The sequence below is a fragment of the Pseudoalteromonas sp. NSLLW218 genome (genome assembly GCF_015864775.1).
Classification (GTDB): Bacteria; Pseudomonadota; Gammaproteobacteria; order Enterobacterales; family Alteromonadaceae; genus Pseudoalteromonas.
The window spans coordinates 87378-109348 of record NZ_JADYWO010000014.1; the positions used below are offsets into that span (position 1 = coordinate 87378).

Genomic DNA, 21971 nt, shown 5'->3' on the forward strand with positions numbered 1-21971 from the left:
GTTATGACTACTGCAACCGTAAGTGGAGAATTTAATGTAAATCTAGCGCCAATAGAAGGCTACGCAAGCGGCCAAAATGGTATTAACTTAGGGCGTATGTCGATAGATAAAACATTTAGTGGTGTGCTTAATGCTACCAGCCAGGGCGAAATGCTAAGCGCCATGACACCAACCCAAGGCAGCGCCGGTTATGTTGCCATAGAGCAAGTGATAGGTGAGCTTGACGGCAAAAAAGGCAGTTTTGTACTGCAGCATTTTGGCACGATGGATAAAGGGCAAGACAGCCTAATTTTAAATGTAATACCCGATTCAGGCACTAATGAGCTAGAAGGGTTAACTGGCAGTATGAAAATACGTATTGAGCAAGGAATTCACTACTACGATTTTGAATACACTTTATAAAGTACACAAGGACTAAAATGCAAAAAGTAATCGAATTTAGAAAGACCCGTTTTTTGGGTGGCGTAGATATAGTCGCACTGAATGATCGCATACAGGAATTAAACCAAGATGGTTGGAAAGTAATAAACGCAGTGCCATTAAGTGGCTTTTATGGGCAAGTGCACGGTTATACATTATTTATTGAAACTGACGAGCTTTAGATGACACTTTCAGTATGGTTAAGCCTAGCGGCTATCTGCATGATGGGTGCAATGTCACCAGGGCCAAGTTTAGCGGTGGTTTTAAAGCACTCACTTAATGGCAGTATGAAAAACGGTATGCTTGCCGCGCTCAGTCATGGTATTGGCGTTGGCTTGTATGCCGGTGCATCGTTATTGGGGTTAGGCGCTTTAATGACGCAGTTTCCAACTGTTTATCAAATACTAGTTTACTTAGGTGCGGCCTATTTGACGTATTTAGGTATAAAAATATTGCTAGCAAAACCAAGTAATAACGAACTTGAAGTACAAAAAAGTGAGGTAAGTGAAGCTAAAGCATTACAAGATGGTTTTGCCATTGCGTTTTTAAACCCCAAGCTCGCTATTTTCTTTTTAGCCTTGTTCTCACAGTTTATAGACCCTCAGGCACTTACTTTAAGTGTGGGCATAATTATGTGTTTAACGGTGTTTGTCATTGATACCGGCTGGTATTTGCTGGTGGCATTATTGACCGAGGTTTCTAAAACCCGCTTTGGCTTTACTAAGCAAAACCCATGGCTTGATAAAATACTGGGTGTTGTGTTTATTGCTCTTGCTATAAAAGTTGTTATTAGCTTGTAAGATTGAGTAGAGATTATTGAAGCTTGCAGAGTGTATTTTTAGTTATATAGATAAAGGATTAAAACAATGACAAAACATATTTTAAAAAGTGCATCTTTCGACCCGAAGGTTCAGCAATACTGGATGCTAATGGCCGCTTTTTTTAGTGTACTAGCGCTGGTGACTATTCCGTTGTTACCCATTGTCTTGGCGATTGTATGGCTAGTGGGCGGGCGAATACTCGCAGCTATGTCTGCTGACTTATTACCACAAAAATTGGTAGTTAAACGTGGCATATTATTTAAAGAAGAAAAATCTATTCCGCTTGAAAAAATAACCGATGTAGGTTTAAGCCAAGGCCCACTAATGCGACTGTTTGGGTTGTACCGTTTAAGTTTTGAAACAGCTGGGCAGTCAGGAAATGGCGCTTTAGTATCTTTGCTTGGTGTAGTTAATGCGAGTGAGTTTAGAGAGGCGATACTTGAGCAAAAAGATGTATTGGCTAATCAAGGTCAAACGTCGCAGCAGGCAACAGAGCAAAGTGAGAAAGAGCTACTGAGAGCACTTACTTATAGTGTTAAAAATATTGAGCAGATGCTACTAGTTTTACTTGATGAAAGGCAGCAAAAATAGTTTAGCCTTAAATGTAACGAATGCTCTGCTAAGAAGGATGCTTTTATGAATAAGGGTGTCGAAAATATATTTAATAATTATCCTGAGTTAATTAAAAGTAAGCTCATAAAATTACGAGAGTTAATTTATATCGTAGCACAAGAGCAAAACTTAGGAGCCGTTGAAGAGTCACTAAAGTGGGGAGAGCCAAGTTATAGCGTAATAAATGGCAGTCCCATTCGCATAGGCTTTAAGGGCTCATCGTGTTATTTGTTTTTTCATTGCCAATCAAAGCTAGTAAGCACATTTAGAGAATTGTACTCTCATAATCTTACCTTTGAAGGAAATAGAGCAATAGTGTTAAATAGTGAAAAGCCATTACCAGAACACCCACTTAAAGCGTGTATTAAATTAGCACTGACTTATCACAGCGTTAAACGCCTACCTTTGTTAGGTGCATAACTGCATGCACTTAAGTAGATGCTTAAAACACACTACATATTTGGTTTGCATCACAGGTAATAACGGTCACGTTTTCATAACCCACACGCGTTAATGCTTCTGCTCCCAACGTTGCGCGAGCACCACTTGCGCAGTGCACGTAAATTGGACGTGCTGCGTCTTTTTCTATTTCCATTAGTTTCATTTCGAGTAACCCACGCGGAATATTTATTGCTCCAACAGCTGCTTTTGTTGCATGCTCTGCAGGTTCTCGCACATCAATAAGTAAACCTTTATTTTGTTCAAGCTCGAGTTTCGCTTGCGCTGCGTCAATACGGCGTTGGTTAGGTGTGATAATTTTAAGTAAATCAGGGATTGATGTAAGCATGCTTTTTTATTCCTTAAGGTTACGTTTGCGTAATAGTGTGATCATCAGATACCAGCAACTAATAGCAGTTGAATTAAGTTTATTGTAGTAAAAACAGTAAGCCATATTCATCTAGGATCAAAATATTGCAGCAACACAAATACGGTAATTATGAGTTCCGCAATTAAAAAATGAGCTATTGAGCTTTATTTAGTGTTTTATTTACTATATTCGTTTTTTCTATATTAGTAAATTCTAATGTTAGACATTAACAATGTATATATTTATACTCCAATCACTTTTTATAATAAGAGCATGTTATGGACATCGACTTTATTGCAATGGCTGGGAATGTGGCGCAGGCAGAGCAGTTATTAAAAATTTTAGCGAATAAAAATCGTTTAATGATTTTATGCTCTTTGCAAGATAAAGAAATGAGCGTATCGCAACTAAATGAAGCCGTACCTTTAGCACAATCGGCACTTTCTCAGCATTTAGCTGCACTACGAAAAGCGAATGTTGTTGCCACTCGCCGTGAAAGCCAAACTATTTATTATCGTGTAATTGACGATAACGCAGTGCAATTACTTAGCACGCTATATAGCTTATTTTGTAAAGACTAACGCTTTTAGTTGCGTCAGTAGCGCAGTGAAAGCACAAAAGAATAACCTCAGCTCTATTACTTTTGTGCTATTAATTTTTAAAATGTTTGTACGTAAATAGAGCTCGTACGAAAACAGCTACTATGCTTAGACCAAACTATAGATATGTAGCAGCATGTTATCGCAAGATTTAACTCAAGCGAAAATTTGCGGTTGAATACCAACTCAAATAAACGTAGCTATTTCATCAATAGATTTTTTATCCAGTGCATGCGCGGGTATTGTGGCATCGTCACTAGGGTAGCCTGCAATAAGTAGCATATACGGGCGCTCGTTATCTTTATCGCGACCACATATGTCGGTTAAAAAACTCATTGGTTTTGGAGTATGAGTAAGGGTTGCCAAACCAGCACGATGCAAAGCCTGAATTAAAAAGCCGGTAGCTAAGCCAACAGACTCATGCACATAATAATTCGTATTTTTATCATCGGTGCTTACGCCCCCCTTTTTTTGACTAAATACAGCTATAAGCCAAGGCGCATGTTCTAAGTAAGGTTTATTGGCGTCGGTACCTAACGGTTTTAGCGCATCTAACCATTCTTCACCTGCTCTGCCTTCGTAAAAAGAACGCTCTAGTTTTTCTGCGGCTTCTCTTATTTGTTTTTTTACATCGCTACTGTTTATAGCCACAAAATGCCAAGGCTGATGATTCGCTCCACTAGGTGCTGTGCCAGCTGCTTTTATACATGCTTCAATAATATTTTTTGGTACAGGGCGATCGCTAAAGCTGCGAATGCTATGGCGGCGTTGGCTAGTGGTTAAAAACTCGTTAGCGCGATTTAGCATTTCGTCGTGTGGGTATTCTATAAAGTCGTTTAATGGCTGGCTTTGGTGATCTTGCATGGCTTTTCGCTTCTTATAAAAGTATATGTGGTTTTTATACCGAGTGAATACAGTGCAGGCAAGTGTTATGAGTTTAAATTATGTTTATTTGTTGTTACAAATTTAACCAGCAAGTAACTTATGTTCCTATTTTTCTTGTGGTATAAAACATTATAAAAATAATTACTCATATTCAAGGAAGTAAAAATGCTATCAATAACAGGGTTATCTAAAACCTACGATAACGGCGTACATGCACTACAAGGTGTTGATTTATCTATAGGTAAAGGGATGTTTGGATTACTTGGGCCAAATGGCGCAGGTAAATCATCGCTAATGCGTACCATTGCAACACTGCAGTCGGCTGATTCAGGTTCAATTACTTTTGATGGTATTGATGTTTTTAAAGACCCACAGGCACTGCGCCAACGTTTAGGTTACCTCCCGCAAGATTTTGGTGTGTATCCACGTGTTAGTGCTTACGATTTGCTGGATCATATGGCTGTTTTAAAGGGGATTCATAATAAAGCCGAGCGTAAAGAGTCGGTTGAAGGATTACTTGCGCACACTAATTTATATCAACATCGCTCTAAAGCCGTAAGTGGCTTTTCGGGCGGTATGCGTCAGCGTTTTGGTATTGCTCAAGCGTTATTAGGCGACCCTGATTTACTAATCGTTGATGAACCAACAGCAGGGTTAGATCCTGAAGAGCGTAATCGTTTCCATAACCTGTTAGTAAGCTTAGGTGAGCAAAAAGTCGTTATATTATCGACTCACATTGTTGAAGATGTAGCAGAGCTTTGCCCAAACATGGCCGTACTGGCCGGCGGCAAAATACTATTAGAGGGCAACCCAATTGTCCTTACCGATAAACTCCAAGGGCAAATCTGGCGCAAAGCCATGAGCCAAGAAGAAGCGCAAGAGCTGGAACCACAATTACCGGTTATTTCTAAGCGCCTATTTGCAGGGAAAACAATTTTACATGTAATAGCAGAGCAAGCCCCACAAGGGTTTGAAGCAAGTAATGCAAACCTAGAAGATGTGTATTTTTCTACTCTGCTTAATCATCGTAACAGCCAAGTAGCATAAGGAGGCGTTATGTTTTTTAATATGCTCGCGTTTGAGCTGCGCTACTTTGTGCGCCAGCCTTCGTTTTATGTGACGTCGTTAATCTTCTTTTTTATGGCGTTTTTTATAAGCTCCAGTAGTAAGTTTCCGCTAGGTGGGGCGAATGTTCATATGAACTCGCCTTTCTCTATTATGCTTTTAACCGTTACATTTTGTACACTCGCTATGTTTTTAGTGGTTAATTTTGTTGCCAGCTCCGCTATTCGCAACAGTGAAAGCAAAATGGATGAGCTGGTATTTAGTAAGCCCGTTGACCCTCTTGTTTATCAATCAGGACGTTTTTTTGGTGCTTACTTGGTTGTGCTAGTTGTTTTTTTAACTGTGCCATTAGGCGTGTTTTTGGGATCTCAATTTGGCTTGTTGGTTGGCTGGCTTGATAGTGAGCTAGTAGGCCCTAATAAGTTTATATATTACGCAGCGCCTTTTTTATATTTAGCAATACCCAGCTTACTGGTACTCAGTGCTATTTTTAATAGTGTGGCGGTCTATTTTAAAACCATGATGGCGGTATATGTAACGGCCGTAGTGATTTATATAACCTACCAATTGGCGAGTATCTATTTTGATGATTTAGCGTTTAGGAATATTGTTGTTTACGCAGATCCATTCGGCCTCGGTTCGTTAATTGACTTAACCCGTTACTGGACTGTAAGTGATAAAAATACCGAAGTGTTAACGCTCTCGGGCGATTTTTTAATTAACCGTATTTTATGGGTAGCAATAAGTTTAGCGATGTTTTTTGGCCTCGGAAAGTTAGGTAATCGCGTAGTAAGTAAAAAACAGAAAAAGCAATTTGCTGTCTCAACGTTTGTAAAAAATAAACAAGCAGCACTTATTAGCAGCGCTAAAAATTACAAGTCAAAAGGGGTAAATACGCAATCGCAATTAGTAATGCGCAGCTTATTTGAACTTAAGCAGGTTATATTAAGTGCCCCTTTTATGATTTTAGCGGGTGTCAGTATTACTATGTTACTCGCACCACTCTTTGCGCCTATTGGCGCGTATGGCACAACAGATTGGCCGCTTACACAAAACATGGTGGGCATTATTCAAAACTCCTCCGCTTTGTTTATGTTTATCATTATTGCTTATTACAGCGCAGAGCTGGTTTGGCGAGAACGCCACAGTGGTATGGGTGATATTGTTGACAGTTTCCCGGTGCATAACAGTGTGTTTTGGGTATCTAAAATTATTGCGTTAATCACTGCAGTTTGTGGTCTTTATTTAGTAGGCATGATGTTTACCATTGCAGTACAACTGTTTAAGGGGCAATTTAACCTAGAGCTTGGCCAGTACTTATTTAGGTTGGGTTACCTTACATTACTGCCTTTTATTATGATGGCTATATTGGCGTTCTTTTTACAAATAATTAGCCCTAATAAATACATAGGTATGGGTTTATTTATTTTGTATTACATTGCTCAAATGGTAATGGGTGCTTACGGGTTTGAGCATCATATGTATCATTTTTCGCAAAGCAGTAGCGTACCGTATTCAGATATAAACGGTTATGGACATTTTTTACAAGGCGCGCATTGGTATACCCTATATTGGGGGGCATTGAGTGTGTTTTTAGCTATTGTAGGGTTTGCTTTATGGCATCGCGGCCCGTCGCAAACATTGCGTACTCGTTTATCTTTAGTACGTTACAACATGTCTTTAAAAGGCCAGATTGCAGCCGTTATAAGTTTATTGGTATTTGTGGGCGCGGGTTATAACATTTATTACAACACCCGTGTAATCAACGAGTTTGTAACAAGTGATGATAGCGAAGCGCTACAAGTAAGGTATGAGCAAGAGTTTTCACAATACAAAGACTTGCCACTGCCTATAATAACTGATGTTGATTTAAACATTGATATTTATCCTAAAAAGCGTGCTTTAAATGCCGTGGCCAAAATTAAGTTTACCAATACCGCAAACGAGCCAATAACCCGTGTGTTAATCAACGAGCCTAGCCAATCTAAAAGCTGGGATGTAAAAATGGCGGGCGGAAAAATAGTAGAACGTTTAACCGATTTTGGCATGGTATGGTTTGAGTTTGAACAACCGCTAATGCCTAATGAAGTACGCGAAGGTGAGCTTTTAGTTTCTCGTGAACACGACGGTTTTGTTGATAGAAGATCTGATACTCAACTCGTGCACAACGGGACATTTGTAAATAATGGAGAATTATTACCAAATTTTGGTTATCAAAAGTATTTTCAAATTGCCGATAAGTATGAGCGCCGCAAGCACGATTTACCTGAACTTGAGCGCGCACATAAACTAGAAGACAGCCGCTATTATACGCAAAATGAGTTTGGGCCTGCTAATGGCTTTATAAACTATAAGGCAACGGTAACCACCGATGAGTCACAATTTGCTATTACACCAGGTTACTTAAAAAGTGAGAGTGTAAAAGACGGGCGCCGTACTTTTGTTTATGAAATGGATGCTCCAATTATAAACTTTTACTCTGTGCTTTCGGCAGAGCTTGAAAGTAAAAAAGTTGAGCATAACGGTGTAAATATTGAGGTGTACTACCACAAAGATCATGCATGGAATGTTGACCGCATGATTGAGTCAGTTCAAGACTCAATAGATTACTACACGCAAGCCTTTGGCCCGTATCAGCATAAGCAGTTACGTATTATTGAGTTTCCTAAGTATCGCTCGTTTGCGCAAAGTTTTGCTAATACGGTGCCTTACTCTGAAAGTATTGGTTTTATTACAGACTTAAGAGATGAGAGTAAAGTTGACTACCCTTACTATGTAACCGCACATGAAGTTGCACACCAATGGTGGGGGCATCAAGTATCGGGGGCTAATGTAGAGGGCAGTGCCGTTATTTCTGAATCGCTCTCCCAATACAGCGCACTTATGGTGCTAAAAAAACGCTTTGGCGCCGAGAAACTTCGTAAATTTTTAAAGTACGAGTTAGATAGATACTTAATGGGCCGTACTGGCGAAGCCTTTGAAGAAATGCCGCTGTATAAAACGCAGTCTCAACAATATCTTCATTACAATAAAGGCTCAGTTGCGATGATGGCTTTGTATGACCGATTAGGTGAAGAGCGCTTAAATGCCGCACTTAAAGCATTTTTGAATGAGTTTAAATACCAATCAACACCATACCCAACTACGCTTGATTTACTTAGCTATTTAAAACAAGACGCAACGCAAGCAGAGCAAAGTTTTATTGACGATCAGTTTAAATATATCACCTTGTATGAGTTTGAGATGAAAGATGTGTCAGTTACAGATAGCGCTGATAGCGAAGGCTTTTATACCGTAACTCTTAATGTAGAAGCCGTTAAGCAGCATGCCGATGGACAAGGTGAAGAAACCGAGCAGCCGCTCGATGAGCTAATTGATATTGCATTATTTAGCGACGACCCTGAAAACTTACTCGCTGAAGACTTTGTTATTTACTCGAAAAAGCATCAAATAGTATCTGGTACCAATACTATTGAGCTAAAAGTAAAAGAAAAACCATTATTTGCGGGGGTTGATCCTTACATTAAGCTGGTCGACAAAGATAGTAAAAACAACTTAGCTAAGTTTTAAAGTCTATTTATTTACTAAGCACTTAAACTGACTACTTTAAAGGCCGCATTTATGCGGCCTTTATGTGTAATAAACTGTATAAAACTTCATAGCGTTTCTACATATTCCCCACAGCTTTTTACGCTAATATTTTATGTTCTCTTATAAAGTTACCTTACTGGTATTTAGTTTATAAGGAAGAGTATGAAACCATTAATTATAGGGGCGATAGCATTAAGCCTCAGTGCTTGTTCTGCGGTAACCATACAGCCACAAGCTATCGCAAAAATTACAAGTAAAGCGACCTACGAGGATAGCCGCCCATTTTATTTATGGGGATTAGTGGGTGAGCAGCGGGTAGATGTAAAACAAGTTTGCTTAGATACACCGGTTATTCAAATGCAGTCACAACAAACGTTTAGTGATGGAGCGCTGAGTTTAATTACGCTTGGAATATACTCGCCCCATACCATTAAAGTGTGGTGCCAAGAGCAAGTACTAGGGGAGACATTATGAGCATCAAGTTATTTGCAGCCGGTTGCACACTAATTATTTTAACGGGGTGTACAAATATTTACTTTGATAACGGTATGCAGAGCAAAGTAAGCAATAAAGCACTAAAAAGCTCACGGTGGCATCATAATTTTGCACTTGCGTTGTACGAGGGATCAGAGCCGTTAGATTTAACAACACATTGCCCACAAGGGGAGTGGCAAAGCGTTCATACGTATAAATCGTTTACTAATGGTTTAGCTGAGGTGGTTGTGAATCAAATCGGCCCAGCTTGGTACCCTAAAACAGTAGAAGTACAATGTAATAAGGTACCATTTAAAGCTGAGTAATTATTATCACTATCACTCGTAACGTAGTGCATCTATAGGGTTTAGTCTTGCTGCTTTAATTGCGGGGGCTAAACCAAATATAATTCCAATCATTGATGTAAATCCGAACGATAGTATTACAGCCCATGCTGGTATATATGCATCAGGCATACTCGGGACTAAGAATGAAATTAGCCCTGCGGCGCCATACCCTATAATGAGTCCTATTAAGCCACCAAAGAGTGAAAGCACAACGGCTTCAACTAAAAACTGCAGCATAATAAAGCCAGGCGTTGCGCCTAGTGCTTTTAATGTACCAATAACGCGTGTGCGTTCAGTTACCGACACGAGCATTATATTCATAACACCAATACCGCCAACGAGTAAGCTAATGCCAACAATACCTGCAGTAATAGCGGTAGCACTGCTGGTAAATTTATCTATTTGGGCACGAGATTTTTCAGCGGTTTCAAATTCAAAGTCGTTTTCATCCTTCTCTTTTAGTTTATGTAGTTGGCGTAATACACGGGTTATTTTTGCAAGCACTTGTTCTTCGTTAGTACCTTCATTTAACCTAAACATAATTTGCACATTAGTTTGTGTACTTCCGCCTTCTAAAGCACTCATAGTACTAATTGGAATATTAATGTAATCGTCTTGGTCAAAGCCAAATAAGCTACCTTGTTTTTCAGCAACACCAATAATCCTAAACCATTCACCACCTAGTTTTATATATTCACCTACTGGGTTTTCAGGAAGGTTTAGCTTTTCTATGATTGAAGGGCCGATAAATGCGACTCTTCTACGTTTATCATCATCTTCGGCACGAATAAAGCGGCCAAGTTCAGGGTAAGTACGATACGCTTTTTGATAGTCTTGCTCAGTACCTATTACACGCGATGAATGGCTTTTATTTCCATACTCAGCCCCTCCCGAAAAACGCCAGGTAAACATTAGGGCAGTTAGCGTTTCAGCTTCTTTTATACGCGACTTTAAAGCTAAAAAATCGTCGTAGGTAAGCTTGGCATTTTTACCAACCATTTCGAGTTCAATACTGGTGTAAGGCTTTATTGTTGTTACATCTGGCGACATATCAGCAAATTGATCATTTATTTGCTTTGTAAAACCCTGCATTACTGCAACTACAGTAACTACGGCGGCAACACCAATAATAATGCCCAAACAGGTCAGTGCGCTGCGCATTGCATTAGCTTTAATAGCTGAAAAAGCGGCTTTAGTGCCTTCCATTATCGCAAGAGCTGATTTAAACATGCTGCTTGATTCCTTCATCTTTAGTTACATCACTTACCACTTTACCGTCGACTAAACGAATTACGCGTTGGCAATGATCGGCAATTTCTTGCTCATGTGTTACTAAAATAATAGTGTGACCTTCGTTATGCAGCTCATCAAACAAATCCATAATTTCGCGGGTCGTTTTACTATCAAGATTACCTGTGGGTTCATCTCCTAATAATATATGTGGTTTTGTGACTAAAGCGCGGGCAATAGCAACCCGTTGACGTTGCCCGCCCGATAGCTGGCTAGATAAATGATTAACTTTATCACCGAGACCTACCCGTTTTAGTGCTTCTAGGGCTTGTTGCTTGCGCTGTTTGCTAGGGATAAAGCGATACACTAAAGGCTGCATTACATTTTCTAGTGCGGTTGCACGTGGTATTAAATTAAAGCTTTGAAATATAAACCCAACGCTTTCATTACGCTGATGAGCAAGCTCTGTCTCGGTCATACTTTTTACTAGTTTGTCTTTTAAGTAGTATTCGCCACTGCTGGGTGTATCTAAACAGCCTAATAAGTTCATTAAGGTCGACTTGCCTGAACCAGAAGGTCCTATAATCGCCACGTATTCGTTTTGCATTATATGTACGTTTACATCATCAAGTGCCTTAAATACCTCTGAGCCCATTTTGTATTGTTTATTAATATGCTCTAGCTTGATTACCGCAGACATTAGGCTTCTTCCTTGTCTGCATCTGATTTAAGTTTTACCACATCACCTTCAGTCAAAAGACTTACTGGGCGCGCAGGGCCAATAACTATTTTGTCGCCCTCATTTAAGCCTTCAGTAATTGCTTGCTCTATATCAGATGATATTCCAACAGTTATGGCAATTTTGCTAACTGTATTATCGCTATTTAGTCGCCATACAAATGTTTTATCGTCTTCTTTTTGGATTGCTTCTATTGGAAGTTTTAAACCGTTTTCGGCAATGCTTGTTGCGATCTCTGCTCTACAACTCATTCCTGCATATAGCTGGCGCTCAGTAGTATCGAGTAATACTTTTACTTTAAACGATAAACCTTGAGAGCCGGCTTGGTTTTTAGCTGAAGTACCAATATTGATTACTGTGCCGCTAAATGGTTTATTAGGGTATGCGGCCGCATAAATATTCGCTTTTTGGTTAAGCTTAATACTCGCAATGTCGGTTTCATCCACACGTAGCTCGGCTAAGATAGCGCTAGGATCGGCTACTAGCATTAAATCAGAGCCAATAATATTAGTAGTACCAGCTATAACGGTTTCACCTTCTTTAATATTTACAGATGCAAGCAAGCCACTCATTGGAGCTCTAAATACACTTTTACTTAAGCGATCTTGCGCAATTTGTAGTGACGCTTGTGCTTGGTTGTACGACTCTATTCGTGACTCAATATCGATTTTAGCTAGATCGCGTGCGCTTTCAATGTTCTCATAGCTTTCTTGATTACCTAAACCTACATCGTATAAGTCTTTTTGTCTTTTAAGTTGTCGCTCTAGATTGGTCAGGCGTGTTCTACTATGTTTAATTTCAATCTCTGTGGCGCGAAGGATTGCTTTACTGCGGGTAACTTCTGATTCAAAAGCAGTTGTATCAAGGCGCATTAACATATCGCCTTGTTTAACTCCTTGGCCTTCTTGAACAAATATTTTATCCACTCGGCCTGTCACTTCAGAGCGTAATTGCACTTGTGTATTAAAAACTAAATTACCTGAAGCCATTATTGAGTCAGCAATGTCGCCAAGCTCTACTTGAGCAATATTTACTTCGGCTTGTTTTTCATCGCCAGAAATTTGCTTTGACACAATTAGGGCTATAAATGCGCCTACAGCGAGTGTGATGATTATTGCTTTTTTCATTTTATCTATCCGTGAATTAAGTAATGTGGAGCTAGTATCTACCTCCACTTAAGAGTTAACTTGCTGCAATGATTGCCCAAATACCAAAAATAATAATTGAAGGAAGAGCAGAGAATAGGAGTGCTTTGTTAGTTGAAAAATTAGTCCAGCATTTTAAGCCGATCATTCCCAGCGCAATGCTCCAAAAGCTAAACAAGTTTATTGATTCTAATAAGCTATAAAAAGGATGGCCAATTTCAAGTCCTATTATTAATTGGTTAATAGATGCATAGCTAAATACGGCTTGTTGAGATATTTGATCTGTACTTGCACTTAGTACAAGAGCAATTGTTCCTAGGCTTGAAATAACAACTGGCATCATTGTCCAGGTAGAGAATCCATACCAAGCTCCGTAGCTATGTTCTGATTCAGGATCCTGTTTAGCCACAAGCATATAATAAAGTGCCATTAATGCATTCATGATAGCCAGCGCAATTACGCCGCCAAACAAACCAAACCATATTTGGCCTTCTGCATTTTGCTCTATACTTTGGCGAATCATTTTTTGCTCGCCAATCGTCGCATCAATAGTTGATGCTGCTACTTGCTCATTAATCAAAAACTGCATATCAACAGTGGAATAAAAAATATAAATACTCGCCATTGAAACTAAAGACATGACTATAAAAGCAAGCCATGACCAACCTCTGGCGTGTTCAACACCATTGAAAGCTTTACTAGGACTTATATAAATATCGAGTAGGGCGCTAAACGCGTTAGGTGATTTCATTATTATTCCTTTATACCTATTTTATGGCTAGGCAGTTATAAATGCCCAGTGACTAGGTAATAGAATAAAGGAAAATGTATGTATTGTTTTCATTCAATTGTAACGGTTTGTTAACAGGTGTGAAGGGGCTTGTTCAAAAACAAGAAAAGGGCCAAAAGGCCCTTCGTGTTGCAGCAAGTAACACATTCTTTCTTATAAATTAAAGTCTACAGAATAAGCAACGTAAGCTTTAATATCTGAATCATCCATATCTGTATCAGACAAACCAAAAGTAAAACCGTCTTTCGAAATTGATACACCGTAATCTAAGATATTGTCATCACCAATAAAGTCACCAGAGTAATGGCCCAAGTGAAGTGCCATTTCAGTGCCGTTACTGCCAACAGCAAAACCGTAATCAGCTGTCAGGTAAAGTGAATCACCAAAGTCTGTACCGTCACCACTTGCAGCTGATGTTGCTAGTACAGAAGCACCAAAGGTAAAGCCTTCAACACTAATGCTACCGTAAATTTCAGAGAAATCTGCGTCTGCTTCAGAGGCTGCGTCTGGGTAAGCGTAATAAATATAACCAACATCGTAGCTAACACTTTCGTTAATGTTGCCACCAAAGCCTGCATATAAGTCAAGCTCATAAGTCATTTCATCTGCCCACGATGCATTTGAAGCCCAAGTACCTGCATAAAAGCCCGATTCATTAGCGTAATCAATACCGCCTGAAATAGCTGCATCGCCCCCAGTTTGCTCTTGACCACGCCATAAGTAGTTTGATGTTGCCGCTGCGTTTGCTGTTACTTCAGCATGTACGGCTGTTGACGTTAAAGATGTTGCGCCCATTAATGCTATAGCACTGATAGCGATTGTTTTTTTTAGTTTTAGCATGTCCATTTCCCGTTATATGATTTTTGCTCGCCAAGGTTTTTATTATGTAATCGGAACCTTTAGGCTGACGGCTTTTTATTGTTTAACTAACGGGATAATTGCACTGTATGTGCCAGCTTCATTATTTTTTATTAAAAATTATTTTTTATTTATTAAAAACATGAGCTTGAATTTTATGAATAGGATGGGGGTATAATATGAAGGAAGATGTTGCGCACATTGCTGGTGCATAAATTAACCTAGCCGCACCATAAAAGTACGGCTAAATTAGAAGATTTTAACCGAATATAGTGCGCATAAGGCTAATTGTTTCGTTTACGCTGCGACCTTTTTGTACTTCACTCACAATTGAATCACGTTTACTGCGAATATGCTCAGGAATATCGTCAGCAGCAAGTGCACGGTCTACTAATATTTCTGCAGACTCTTTACCTCTACGCTGAGTTTTACCTGTAGTAGTTGTAGTACGTTTAGGCTTGGTTAGCAGTTTAATGTAGTTAGAGTTATCTGGTGTTTTAGCATCAGCGTAGTGAAAGAAACATGGAATTAATGCTTTAATAGCAACCAATTGTTCTTCTAACTCATTACTAGGTTTAGCCATTTTGTACCATGACATAGCTTGAATACCTTTTACGATATCTTGCCAGTAACGCTCAAAATCACTATTTTTAAGTTTAGAAACACCAAGGGCACCACATAATGCATCTAATCGATTATTTGTAATCGGAGTAAATAAATCAGGGCGACGCATTGCAAGCAGTCGTGTTGCAGGCGCAAGTGTTGGTTTTTCGTTGTTGTCGGTGAATATTTTTGAATAAGCAGCAACAAATTGTTGATATTCGTATTGAGTAATATCACCTTCAAGTGGAATATTCACTAGTGCATCGTCAAAAGCACCTGGTAAATCACCAAGCATTTGATGGAAGCTCTTTGCACTTTTTGTAGATGCAAACCATTCAACGTCAAAGTTGTATGTGCTTGGATCAAGTGATGCCATGTGCTTACCGCTAAACGCAAGTAAGTCTTCAGGAATCATATCTTTAAGAGACTGTTCACGAATGCTTTTGATGTAGTCTACCAAACGAAGCTGTTCATCAAGTGCAATAACATCTTTGTGTTGTTCTACAAATACACTTACAACAGGCCACGGAGCAATACGTAAAGTTTTAACCTGTAAAAAGCTGATAGCTGAAATAAGCTGATCGTGTAGCTTCTTAAGTACTGGTAACTGCTGTGGCTCTAGTAAATCGTAGTTCATACGATCTCTGCTTGCACTTAGCAATTCGTAACACCAAGGTAAAAAATCATCAGGGTGGTTTTCTACTTTCACGGCCATAAGGTTAAGGCTTAACTCTGAAGATTGCTTCAGAATGTTCTGATAGATTTGATTTTCTTGTTCGCCTAGCGTCATTTTTGACGGTGAAATTAGCAGTTTTTTCATGCCTTGTAGAATCTCCGGTTTAGATATATATTTTTTTGCTGGTCTATTTTAGCGCAATTACGCTAATAACAACAGCGCTGTCCTCCATACGTTGCAATTGAAGTGACTAAATCAGTATTTTTGCTAATAAAATGAGACTAATGCTTTAACATGTATCAATCATTTTCATCCAGTACAAAGAGACCTTCGACTGAGGTATTAAAATGCTTTGCTATTTTTAGAGCAATTATTACCGACGGCGTAAACCGGTTTGTTTCTACGGTACTTATTGTTTTGCGCGACACGTTAATAGCATCAGCAAGTTCTTGCTGTGAAAGCCTGGCTTCTTTTCGATACTTTGCTATGTTATTTTGCATTTCCTCTCCTAATCACGATTTTGCCAAAGCAATGAAGCGCCATATACCAAGAGCATGATACCTAGGTAGAATATTGCCATAGTTGCATGCGAGACCTCGCTAGCTATTTCATTACCTTTATAAAAAACTCCAAGAAGGCAAAATACAAATGCAAAACTTAAATGTTTATAGGCATTAGTATCAATGGTGTTTAGAAACTCATCTTTATAAGCGTATTGAAAATACATTTTTAACGGAAAGCCCCCTTTAATGAGGTAAATAATCACTATAACTACATAAAAAAAAACGCCCATTCCAACAGTTAAAAGCCCTCCAATATGTTGATCTTGTTTTATTAGTGAGTAAACACAGAGAAGTAAACAAACTATCCCTGCGCTTAAACTAATCCATATGTTTTGACCCATAAATTGTTCTTCAGTTTTAATATCCTGTTGTTTCATAGTATTCATCCTGTGATAGTATTTTATTTTTTGTAACCTTTGGGTATCAATGTAACCTTGGGGTATCATCGGGTCAATACTTATTTGTAACCTAAAGGTATCAAAATGTTTCAGGAAAGATTCATATAGAACAGGTAAAGTAGTTTTAGTGGCTTTTTTACATCAACTACAATGATTTTAAGGCTAACACTCGCTATGATAAGAACATTATTTGCACGTTTGAAAGGACGATCATGAAAACCTTACTTAAAATTGTAGGTGTAATACTTTTATTATGTATAGCACTAATTGTTGCCGCACCGTTTTTAATCCCTACTGATACTATTTTTAATAAAGTGTCGCAGCAGGTAGAACAAACAACTGGGCGCACTCTTACTATTAAAGGTGATAAAACACTTAGCGTATTCCCTGCATTAAAGTTAGAACTTAACGACGTGCATTTTGCAAATATGGAATCAGGTTCGCGCGCCGATATGGCGAGTATGAAACAGCTTGCTGTACACATACCTTGGTTTTCATTATTTGGTGGTGAGTTTAAATTAGATAAGTTTGTGATAAACGAACCAAATATCCTATTAGAAACTGACAAAAATGGTAAAGCTAATTGGCAGTTATTTGATGCAGTTGCAGAGCAACCTAAAGAGCAAAGCCAATCAGGTGAAGCGATAAAGCTTCCAGATAACTTTGATATTGAGTTAGGTGAGGTTGCTATTTATGGCGGCACATTTACTTATCTAGATGGTCTAACAGGTGCTAAGCAACAAATTAGTGATTTAGAACTCGCTATTTTACTTCCATCACTTCGTAAAACATTAGAAGTAAAAGGGGGTATTACTTATATGCAGGAGCGTTTTGAGCTTGATATAAAATTAGATACTCCTGCTAAAGCAATTGAAGGTGCTACTTTTAATGTTAAACAAACCTTAGATTCTCGTTTAGTTGATTTAACGTTCGAAGGGAGCATCGCTGGGCAAGGCCAAGATATTAAAGGTCAGTTAGCACTAAGTGGTGAGTCTGTTAAACGTATTGCGAAATGGCAAGGTGTAGAGTTAGACGCTAAAGATAATGCTTTTAACGCATTTAGTGTAAACGGTAAAATGCACCTAGCAGGTGAGAAATTTAATTTAGAAGATTTAGTTGCGACGTTAGACGCATTGGAAATAAAAGGTAAGAGTGAGCTTAACCTAGGTAAGCGTTTAACTGTAAATGCTGATATTGATTTAGGTATGCTTGATTTAAATCCGTATCTACCTGAAGCAGTAGCAAAACAAGAAGAGCCAGTAGAGCAAAATGATAAACCTGCAGAGCCAATAGTATGGGATGACACTAAAATTGATCTAAGTGCGTTAAATTCACTAGATGCGAATGTAGTTATTCGTTCAAGTGGATTAAAAGCTAACGATATTAAGTTGGGCGCAAATCAATTTACTGTTGCTTTAAAAAATAGCGTTGCAAAACTAAGCTTAGATAGCTTTTCTGCTTATGAAGGGTCAGGTAAAGGGGTTATCAATGTAAACGCACAACAAGTGCCTTATAAAATATCAACTAACTTTGACTTAGCTGGTATAGATGCACAGCCTTTATTAACTGATGCGGCAGGTTTTGACAAGCTAATGGGTAAGGGTTCTTTAAATTGGAACCTAAACACAACTGGCCAAAGTCAAAAGTCGTTTATTGGTGCGCTTAACGGAAAACTTGGATTTGAGTTTGCTGATGGGGCTGTAAAAGGTGCGAATATAGCTGAGATGGTTCGTAAAGGTAAGGAACTCATTTCAGGAAACTTTGGTGCAGCGTCTGAAGGGCTGGATACCGGATTTGAAGAATCTGAGCAAACAGATTTCTCTGCACTAACTGGTAGTTTTAATTTTACTAATGGTGTTGGTAAAAATACTGATTTATCACTTATTAGCCCACTCATAAGAATATCAGGTGAAGGCGATGTTGATTTACCGCAAACAGCGGTTAACTACCGTTTGGTTACAGGCATAGTTGGATCAATCGAAGGACAGGGAACCACTGATGACAGTACTGGTTTTAAAATACCACTACGTATAAAAGGGCCTTTCCACGATGTTGGTATAAAGCTTGATGTGGGTAATGCGCTTAAAGATGAAGCTAAACAAAAAGTCGATGAGGCAAAAGAAAAAGCCAAAGACAAAGCAAAGGATAAGATTAAAGATAAATTAAAAGGTTTATTCGGTTAATCATCTATAGTTAAAACAAACAAGGCACTTATATAGTGCCTTGTTTGTTTTGTAACCACCTGTAAAATAGCTACATAGCCGTAATTACTCAACTTTAATAACCGTACGCTCTAAATTAATTAAAAAATAACCTATCACTACCCCCTCAATGCTGGTACAATTGCCCGCCCTTAAGAGACAACTCGTTTGTTTTTTGATTGGGATTTAATCGAAATGTCTGATTTTTAAACGAATTTTAGACACGTTGTAATTACTACACCGGAGGTCATTAACATGATCCAAATGCAAACTCAGCTGGAAGTTGCTGATAACAGCGGCGCTCGCAAAGTGCAGTGTATAAAAGTCCTTGGTGGTTCACACCGTCGCTACGCAGCGATTGGCGACATCATTAAAGTTTCTGTAAAAGAAGCTATTCCTCGCGGTAAAGTGAAGAAAGGTGATGTTAAAAACGCGGTAGTTGTGCGTACCAGAAAAGGTGTTCGCCGTCCAGATGGTTCTCTGATCCGTTTTGACAGCAACGCGGCTGTTATCTTAAATGATAACTTGCAGCCAATTGGTACACGTATTTTCGGCCCTGTGACTCGCGAACTTCGTAATGATAAGTTCATGAAAATCGTTTCACTAGCCCCAGAAGTACTGTAAGGAGCCAATCATGGCAGCAAAAATACGTCGTGATGACGAAGTAATCGTACTAGCAGGTAAAGACAAAGGTAAGCGCGGAAAAGTGCTTTCAGTTGTTACTGAATCTGGTCGAATCTTTGTCGAAGGCATAAACTTGATCAAGAAACACCAAAAGCCGGTTCCACAATTGAACCAAGCTGGCGGCATTGTTGAGAAAGAAGCATCTATGGATGCATCAAACGTTGCGATCTTCAACTCGGAAACGAGTAAAGCTGATCGTGTAGGTTTCAAGATTGAAGATGGTAAGAAATTACGTATCTTTAAATCTACTGGTAAAACTATCTAATAGTTGGAGTAGAATGATGGCGAAACTGCATGAAGTATATAAAGACAAAGTAGTTGCTGAACTTCAAGAGAAGTTTGGTTTCAGCTCTGTCATGCAAGTCCCTCAGATCGAAAAGATCACATTGAATATGGGCGTGGGCGAAGCCCTAGCTGACAAGAAGATTTTAGATAACGCAGTAGCGGATCTAGCAGCAATCTCTGGTCAGAAACCTCTAATCACTAAAGCACGCAAATCTGTTGCTGGCTTCAAAGTGCGTGAAGGTTACCCGATTGGTTGTAAAGTAACCCTACGCGGCGAGCGTATGTGGGACTTTTTTGAGCGTTTGGTATCAATCGCTATCCCACGTATTCGTGACTTCCGTGGCGTAAGTGCTAAGTCTTTTGATGGACGTGGCAACTACAGCATGGGCGTACGTGAACAAATCATCTTCCCAGAAATCGATTACGATAAAGTAGACCGTGTACGCGGTATGGATATTACCATCACTACTTCTGCGAAATCTGATGAGGAAGGCCGTGCGTTGTTAGAAGCGTTTAACTTCCCATTTAAGAAATAAGGGTAGGGTTATGGCAAAGAATTCTATGAAAGCGCGCGAAGCAAAGCGCACAAAACTAGTTGCTCAGTTCGCTGAAAAGCGCGCAGCACTAAAAGCTATCATCAGTGATGTTAATACATCTGAAGATGATCGTTGGGACGCGGTACTTAAGCTACAAGCTTTACCTCGTGATTCTAGCCCTGCACGTCAACGTAATCGTTGTAACATTACGGGCCGCCCACATGGTTTCCTTCGCAAATTCGGCATGAGCCGTATTAAAGTTCGCGAAGCAGCTATGCGCGGTGAAATTCCTGGCCTTAAAAAGGCTAGCTGGTAATAGAATCATGGGAGTAAGACTATGAGCTTGCAAGATCCTATCGCGGATTTGTTTACACGAATTCGTAACGGTCAATCAGCGAAGAAAGTATCTGTAACGATGCCAACTTCAAAGCTGAAAGTAGCATTAGCTAAAGTACTAAAAGACGAAGGTTATATCGTAGATTTCGCCGTTAACGGTGAAACTAAACCTGAGCTTTCTATCGAGTTGAAGTACTTCGAAGGCAAAGCTGTAATTGAAAATATCCAGCGTGTAAGTCGCCCTGGTCTACGTATCTATAAGAAACGTGACCAATTACCTAAGGTAATGGGTGGTCTTGGTATCGCTATCGTATCAACTTCTAAAGGCCTAATGACAGACCGCACAGCACGTAGTGCTGGTGTTGGTGGTGAAATCATTGGTTTTGTAGCTTAATCGGAGGGGAACTATGTCTCGCATAGCAAAGGCACCAATTACTGTTCCTGCCGGTGTAGAAGTTACATTAAAAGGCCAGGAAATCACAGTTAAAGGCAAAAACGGTGAACTTACTCGTACTATCAACAACGCTGTTGAAGTACAAGTTAATGACAACGTTATTACTACTTTACCTCGTGATGGCGTAGCGAATGCATGGGCTCAAGCAGGTACTGCTCGCGCTCTAATCAACAACATGGTTGTTGGTACGCATGAAGGTTACGAGAAGAAACTTCAGTTAGTAGGCGTGGGTTACCGTGCTGCAGCTAAGGGTAAAACATTAGATTTAACTCTTGGCTTCTCACACCCAGTTAATTTCGCAGTTCCTGAAGGAATTACGATTGAAACTCCAAGCCAAACAGAAGTTCTAGTTAAGGGCGTAGACAAGCAGTTAGTTGGTCAAACAGCTGCTAACATTCGTGCATACCGTAAACCTGAGCCTTATAAAGGTAAGGGTGTTCGTTATTCAGATGAGAATGTACGCCGTAAAGAGGCTAAGAAGAAGTAAGGTAAGACGATGGATAAAAAAACAGCTCGTCTACGTCGTGCTAAACGCACTCGTAGAAATTATATTGAACAAGGCACAACGCGTCTTGTTATCCACCGCACGCCACGTCACATCTACGCTCAAGTTGTAAATGCTGAGGGTAATGTACTGGCTGCTGCTTCTACTGTTGAAAAGGCTATTAGCGAAACAGTTAAAGGCACCGGTAACGTTGAAGCTGCGCAAGCAGTTGGCAAAGCGGTTGCTGAACGTGCGGCTGACAAAGGCATCGAAAAGATTGCTTTTGATCGCAGTGGCTTTAAATATCACGGCCGTGTGAAGGCGCTAGCTGATGCTGCGCGTGAAGCCGGTTTGCAATTCTAGGAGT

The 21971-nt window shown here is 39.5% G+C and carries 28 protein-coding genes; 18 read left to right on the plus strand and 10 right to left on the minus strand.

What is annotated here, in order from left to right; genetic code table 11:
• The first annotated feature begins 3 nt into the window (after positions 1 to 3).
• From I6E80_RS18390 to I6E80_RS18410, 5 genes are all read left to right on the plus strand, one after another.
• Positions 4 to 402, plus strand: coding sequence for a DUF3224 domain-containing protein (locus tag I6E80_RS18390; RefSeq protein ID WP_024599479.1), 399 nt, complete (start codon positions 4 to 6; stop codon positions 400 to 402).
• A 17-nt stretch (positions 403 to 419) separates the two neighbouring features.
• Positions 420 to 602, plus strand: coding sequence for a hypothetical protein (locus I6E80_RS18395; RefSeq protein ID WP_170072835.1), 183 nt, complete (start codon positions 420 to 422; stop codon positions 600 to 602).
• Entirely contained in the window at positions 603 to 1220 is a 618-nt protein-coding gene (locus I6E80_RS18400) for a LysE family translocator (RefSeq protein ID WP_170072836.1), read from the plus strand.
• Between the two features lie 66 nt (positions 1221 to 1286).
• A complete protein-coding gene (locus tag I6E80_RS18405; protein ID WP_197186164.1) occupies positions 1287 to 1832 on the plus strand; it encodes a PH domain-containing protein in 546 nt (181 codons plus the stop codon).
• Between the two features lie 45 nt (positions 1833 to 1877).
• Positions 1878 to 2273: a DUF1801 domain-containing protein gene (locus I6E80_RS18410; protein WP_197186165.1), complete on the plus strand. Its 396-nt coding sequence runs from the start codon at positions 1878 to 1880 to the stop codon at positions 2271 to 2273.
• Between the two features lie 22 nt (positions 2274 to 2295).
• On the opposite strand, the gene I6E80_RS18415 is transcribed toward I6E80_RS18410, so the two are convergent.
• The gene (locus I6E80_RS18415) at positions 2296 to 2640 is read right to left on the minus strand and encodes a rhodanese-like domain-containing protein (RefSeq protein ID WP_024599484.1); all 345 of its coding nucleotides are present in this window, start codon (positions 2638 to 2640) and stop codon (positions 2296 to 2298) included.
• 299 nt (positions 2641 to 2939) lie between these two features.
• On the opposite strand from I6E80_RS18415, the gene I6E80_RS18420 reads away from it, so the two are divergent.
• Positions 2940 to 3242, plus strand: coding sequence for a metalloregulator ArsR/SmtB family transcription factor (locus I6E80_RS18420; protein ID WP_024599485.1), 303 nt, complete (start codon positions 2940 to 2942; stop codon positions 3240 to 3242).
• 204 nt (positions 3243 to 3446) lie between these two features.
• On the opposite strand, the gene I6E80_RS18425 is transcribed toward I6E80_RS18420, so the two are convergent.
• Entirely contained in the window at positions 3447 to 4124 is a 678-nt protein-coding gene (locus tag I6E80_RS18425; protein WP_024599486.1) for a nitroreductase family protein, read from the minus strand.
• A 186-nt stretch (positions 4125 to 4310) separates the two neighbouring features.
• Between I6E80_RS18425 and I6E80_RS18430 the strand changes: the two genes are divergently transcribed.
• From I6E80_RS18430 to I6E80_RS18445, 4 genes are all read left to right on the plus strand, one after another.
• Positions 4311 to 5192, plus strand: a complete 882-nt coding sequence (locus I6E80_RS18430) for an ABC transporter ATP-binding protein (RefSeq protein ID WP_197186166.1) — start codon at positions 4311 to 4313, stop codon at positions 5190 to 5192.
• Positions 5193 to 5201: 9 nt separating this feature from the next.
• Positions 5202 to 8780 carry a M1 family aminopeptidase gene (locus I6E80_RS18435; RefSeq protein WP_197186167.1) on the plus strand — a complete coding sequence of 1193 codons (3579 nt, stop codon included), beginning with the start codon at positions 5202 to 5204 and terminating at the stop codon, positions 8778 to 8780.
• A gap of 183 nt (positions 8781 to 8963) precedes the next feature.
• On the plus strand, positions 8964 to 9275 hold the full coding sequence (locus I6E80_RS18440) for a Bor family protein (protein WP_024599488.1): 312 nt from the start codon (positions 8964 to 8966) through the stop codon (positions 9273 to 9275).
• The gene (locus I6E80_RS18445) at positions 9272 to 9601 is read left to right on the plus strand and encodes a hypothetical protein (protein ID WP_024599489.1); all 330 of its coding nucleotides are present in this window, start codon (positions 9272 to 9274) and stop codon (positions 9599 to 9601) included. Before I6E80_RS18440 ends, I6E80_RS18445 begins: the two co-directional genes overlap by 4 nt.
• Positions 9602 to 9613: 12 nt before the next feature.
• Here the strand turns inward: I6E80_RS18445 and I6E80_RS18450 are convergent, their stop codons facing one another.
• The 8 genes from I6E80_RS18450 to I6E80_RS18485 form a co-directional block, all read right to left on the minus strand.
• Positions 9614 to 10852 (minus strand): ABC transporter permease, encoded by a 1239-nt coding sequence (locus I6E80_RS18450; protein WP_076925846.1) that lies wholly within the window; start codon positions 10850 to 10852, stop codon positions 9614 to 9616.
• The gene (locus I6E80_RS18455) at positions 10845 to 11552 is read right to left on the minus strand and encodes an ABC transporter ATP-binding protein (protein WP_024594267.1); all 708 of its coding nucleotides are present in this window, start codon (positions 11550 to 11552) and stop codon (positions 10845 to 10847) included. The genes I6E80_RS18450 and I6E80_RS18455 overlap by 8 nt, the downstream gene beginning before the upstream one ends.
• Positions 11552 to 12718, minus strand: coding sequence for an efflux RND transporter periplasmic adaptor subunit (locus tag I6E80_RS18460; RefSeq protein WP_197186168.1), 1167 nt, complete (start codon positions 12716 to 12718; stop codon positions 11552 to 11554). Before I6E80_RS18460 ends, I6E80_RS18455 begins: the two co-directional genes overlap by 1 nt.
• Before the next feature lie 55 nt (positions 12719 to 12773).
• Positions 12774 to 13487 (minus strand): YIP1 family protein, encoded by a 714-nt coding sequence (locus tag I6E80_RS18465; protein ID WP_197186169.1) that lies wholly within the window; start codon positions 13485 to 13487, stop codon positions 12774 to 12776.
• A 192-nt stretch (positions 13488 to 13679) separates the two neighbouring features.
• On the minus strand, positions 13680 to 14366 hold the full coding sequence (locus tag I6E80_RS18470) for a TorF family putative porin (protein ID WP_197186170.1): 687 nt from the start codon (positions 14364 to 14366) through the stop codon (positions 13680 to 13682).
• Positions 14367 to 14643: 277 nt separating this feature from the next.
• A complete protein-coding gene (locus I6E80_RS18475) occupies positions 14644 to 15807 on the minus strand; it encodes a hypothetical protein (protein WP_024591362.1) in 1164 nt (387 codons plus the stop codon).
• A gap of 155 nt (positions 15808 to 15962) precedes the next feature.
• The gene (locus tag I6E80_RS18480) at positions 15963 to 16163 is read right to left on the minus strand and encodes a helix-turn-helix transcriptional regulator (protein ID WP_197186171.1); all 201 of its coding nucleotides are present in this window, start codon (positions 16161 to 16163) and stop codon (positions 15963 to 15965) included.
• 8 nt (positions 16164 to 16171) lie between these two features.
• A complete protein-coding gene (locus I6E80_RS18485) occupies positions 16172 to 16603 on the minus strand; it encodes a hypothetical protein (protein ID WP_197184287.1) in 432 nt (143 codons plus the stop codon).
• A 233-nt stretch (positions 16604 to 16836) separates the two neighbouring features.
• Between I6E80_RS18485 and I6E80_RS18490 the strand changes: the two genes are divergently transcribed.
• The 8 genes from I6E80_RS18490 (at position 16837) to rplR (ending at position 21967) form a co-directional block, all read left to right on the plus strand.
• Positions 16837 to 18807: an AsmA family protein gene (locus I6E80_RS18490; protein WP_170072840.1), complete on the plus strand. Its 1971-nt coding sequence runs from the start codon at positions 16837 to 16839 to the stop codon at positions 18805 to 18807.
• 273 nt (positions 18808 to 19080) lie between these two features.
• Positions 19081 to 19449, plus strand: coding sequence for a 50S ribosomal protein L14 (gene rplN, locus I6E80_RS18495; protein ID WP_002959498.1), 369 nt, complete (start codon positions 19081 to 19083; stop codon positions 19447 to 19449).
• A gap of 10 nt (positions 19450 to 19459) precedes the next feature.
• Complete coding sequence (rplX, locus tag I6E80_RS18500; RefSeq protein ID WP_002959496.1) at positions 19460 to 19774, plus strand: 50S ribosomal protein L24; 315 nt, start codon at positions 19460 to 19462, stop codon at positions 19772 to 19774.
• Positions 19775 to 19790: 16 nt separating this feature from the next.
• On the plus strand, positions 19791 to 20330 hold the full coding sequence (gene rplE / locus I6E80_RS18505) for a 50S ribosomal protein L5 (RefSeq protein ID WP_010554915.1): 540 nt from the start codon (positions 19791 to 19793) through the stop codon (positions 20328 to 20330).
• A 10-nt stretch (positions 20331 to 20340) separates the two neighbouring features.
• The gene (gene rpsN / locus I6E80_RS18510) at positions 20341 to 20646 is read left to right on the plus strand and encodes a 30S ribosomal protein S14 (protein WP_010554914.1); all 306 of its coding nucleotides are present in this window, start codon (positions 20341 to 20343) and stop codon (positions 20644 to 20646) included.
• Between the two features lie 21 nt (positions 20647 to 20667).
• Positions 20668 to 21060: a 30S ribosomal protein S8 gene (rpsH, locus tag I6E80_RS18515; protein WP_007584660.1), complete on the plus strand. Its 393-nt coding sequence runs from the start codon at positions 20668 to 20670 to the stop codon at positions 21058 to 21060.
• Between the two features lie 13 nt (positions 21061 to 21073).
• Entirely contained in the window at positions 21074 to 21607 is a 534-nt protein-coding gene (rplF, locus tag I6E80_RS18520; protein ID WP_002959488.1) for a 50S ribosomal protein L6, read from the plus strand.
• Positions 21608 to 21616: 9 nt separating this feature from the next.
• A complete protein-coding gene (rplR, locus tag I6E80_RS18525; protein WP_002959486.1) occupies positions 21617 to 21967 on the plus strand; it encodes a 50S ribosomal protein L18 in 351 nt (116 codons plus the stop codon).
• Positions 21968 to 21971: the final 4 nt, after the last annotated feature.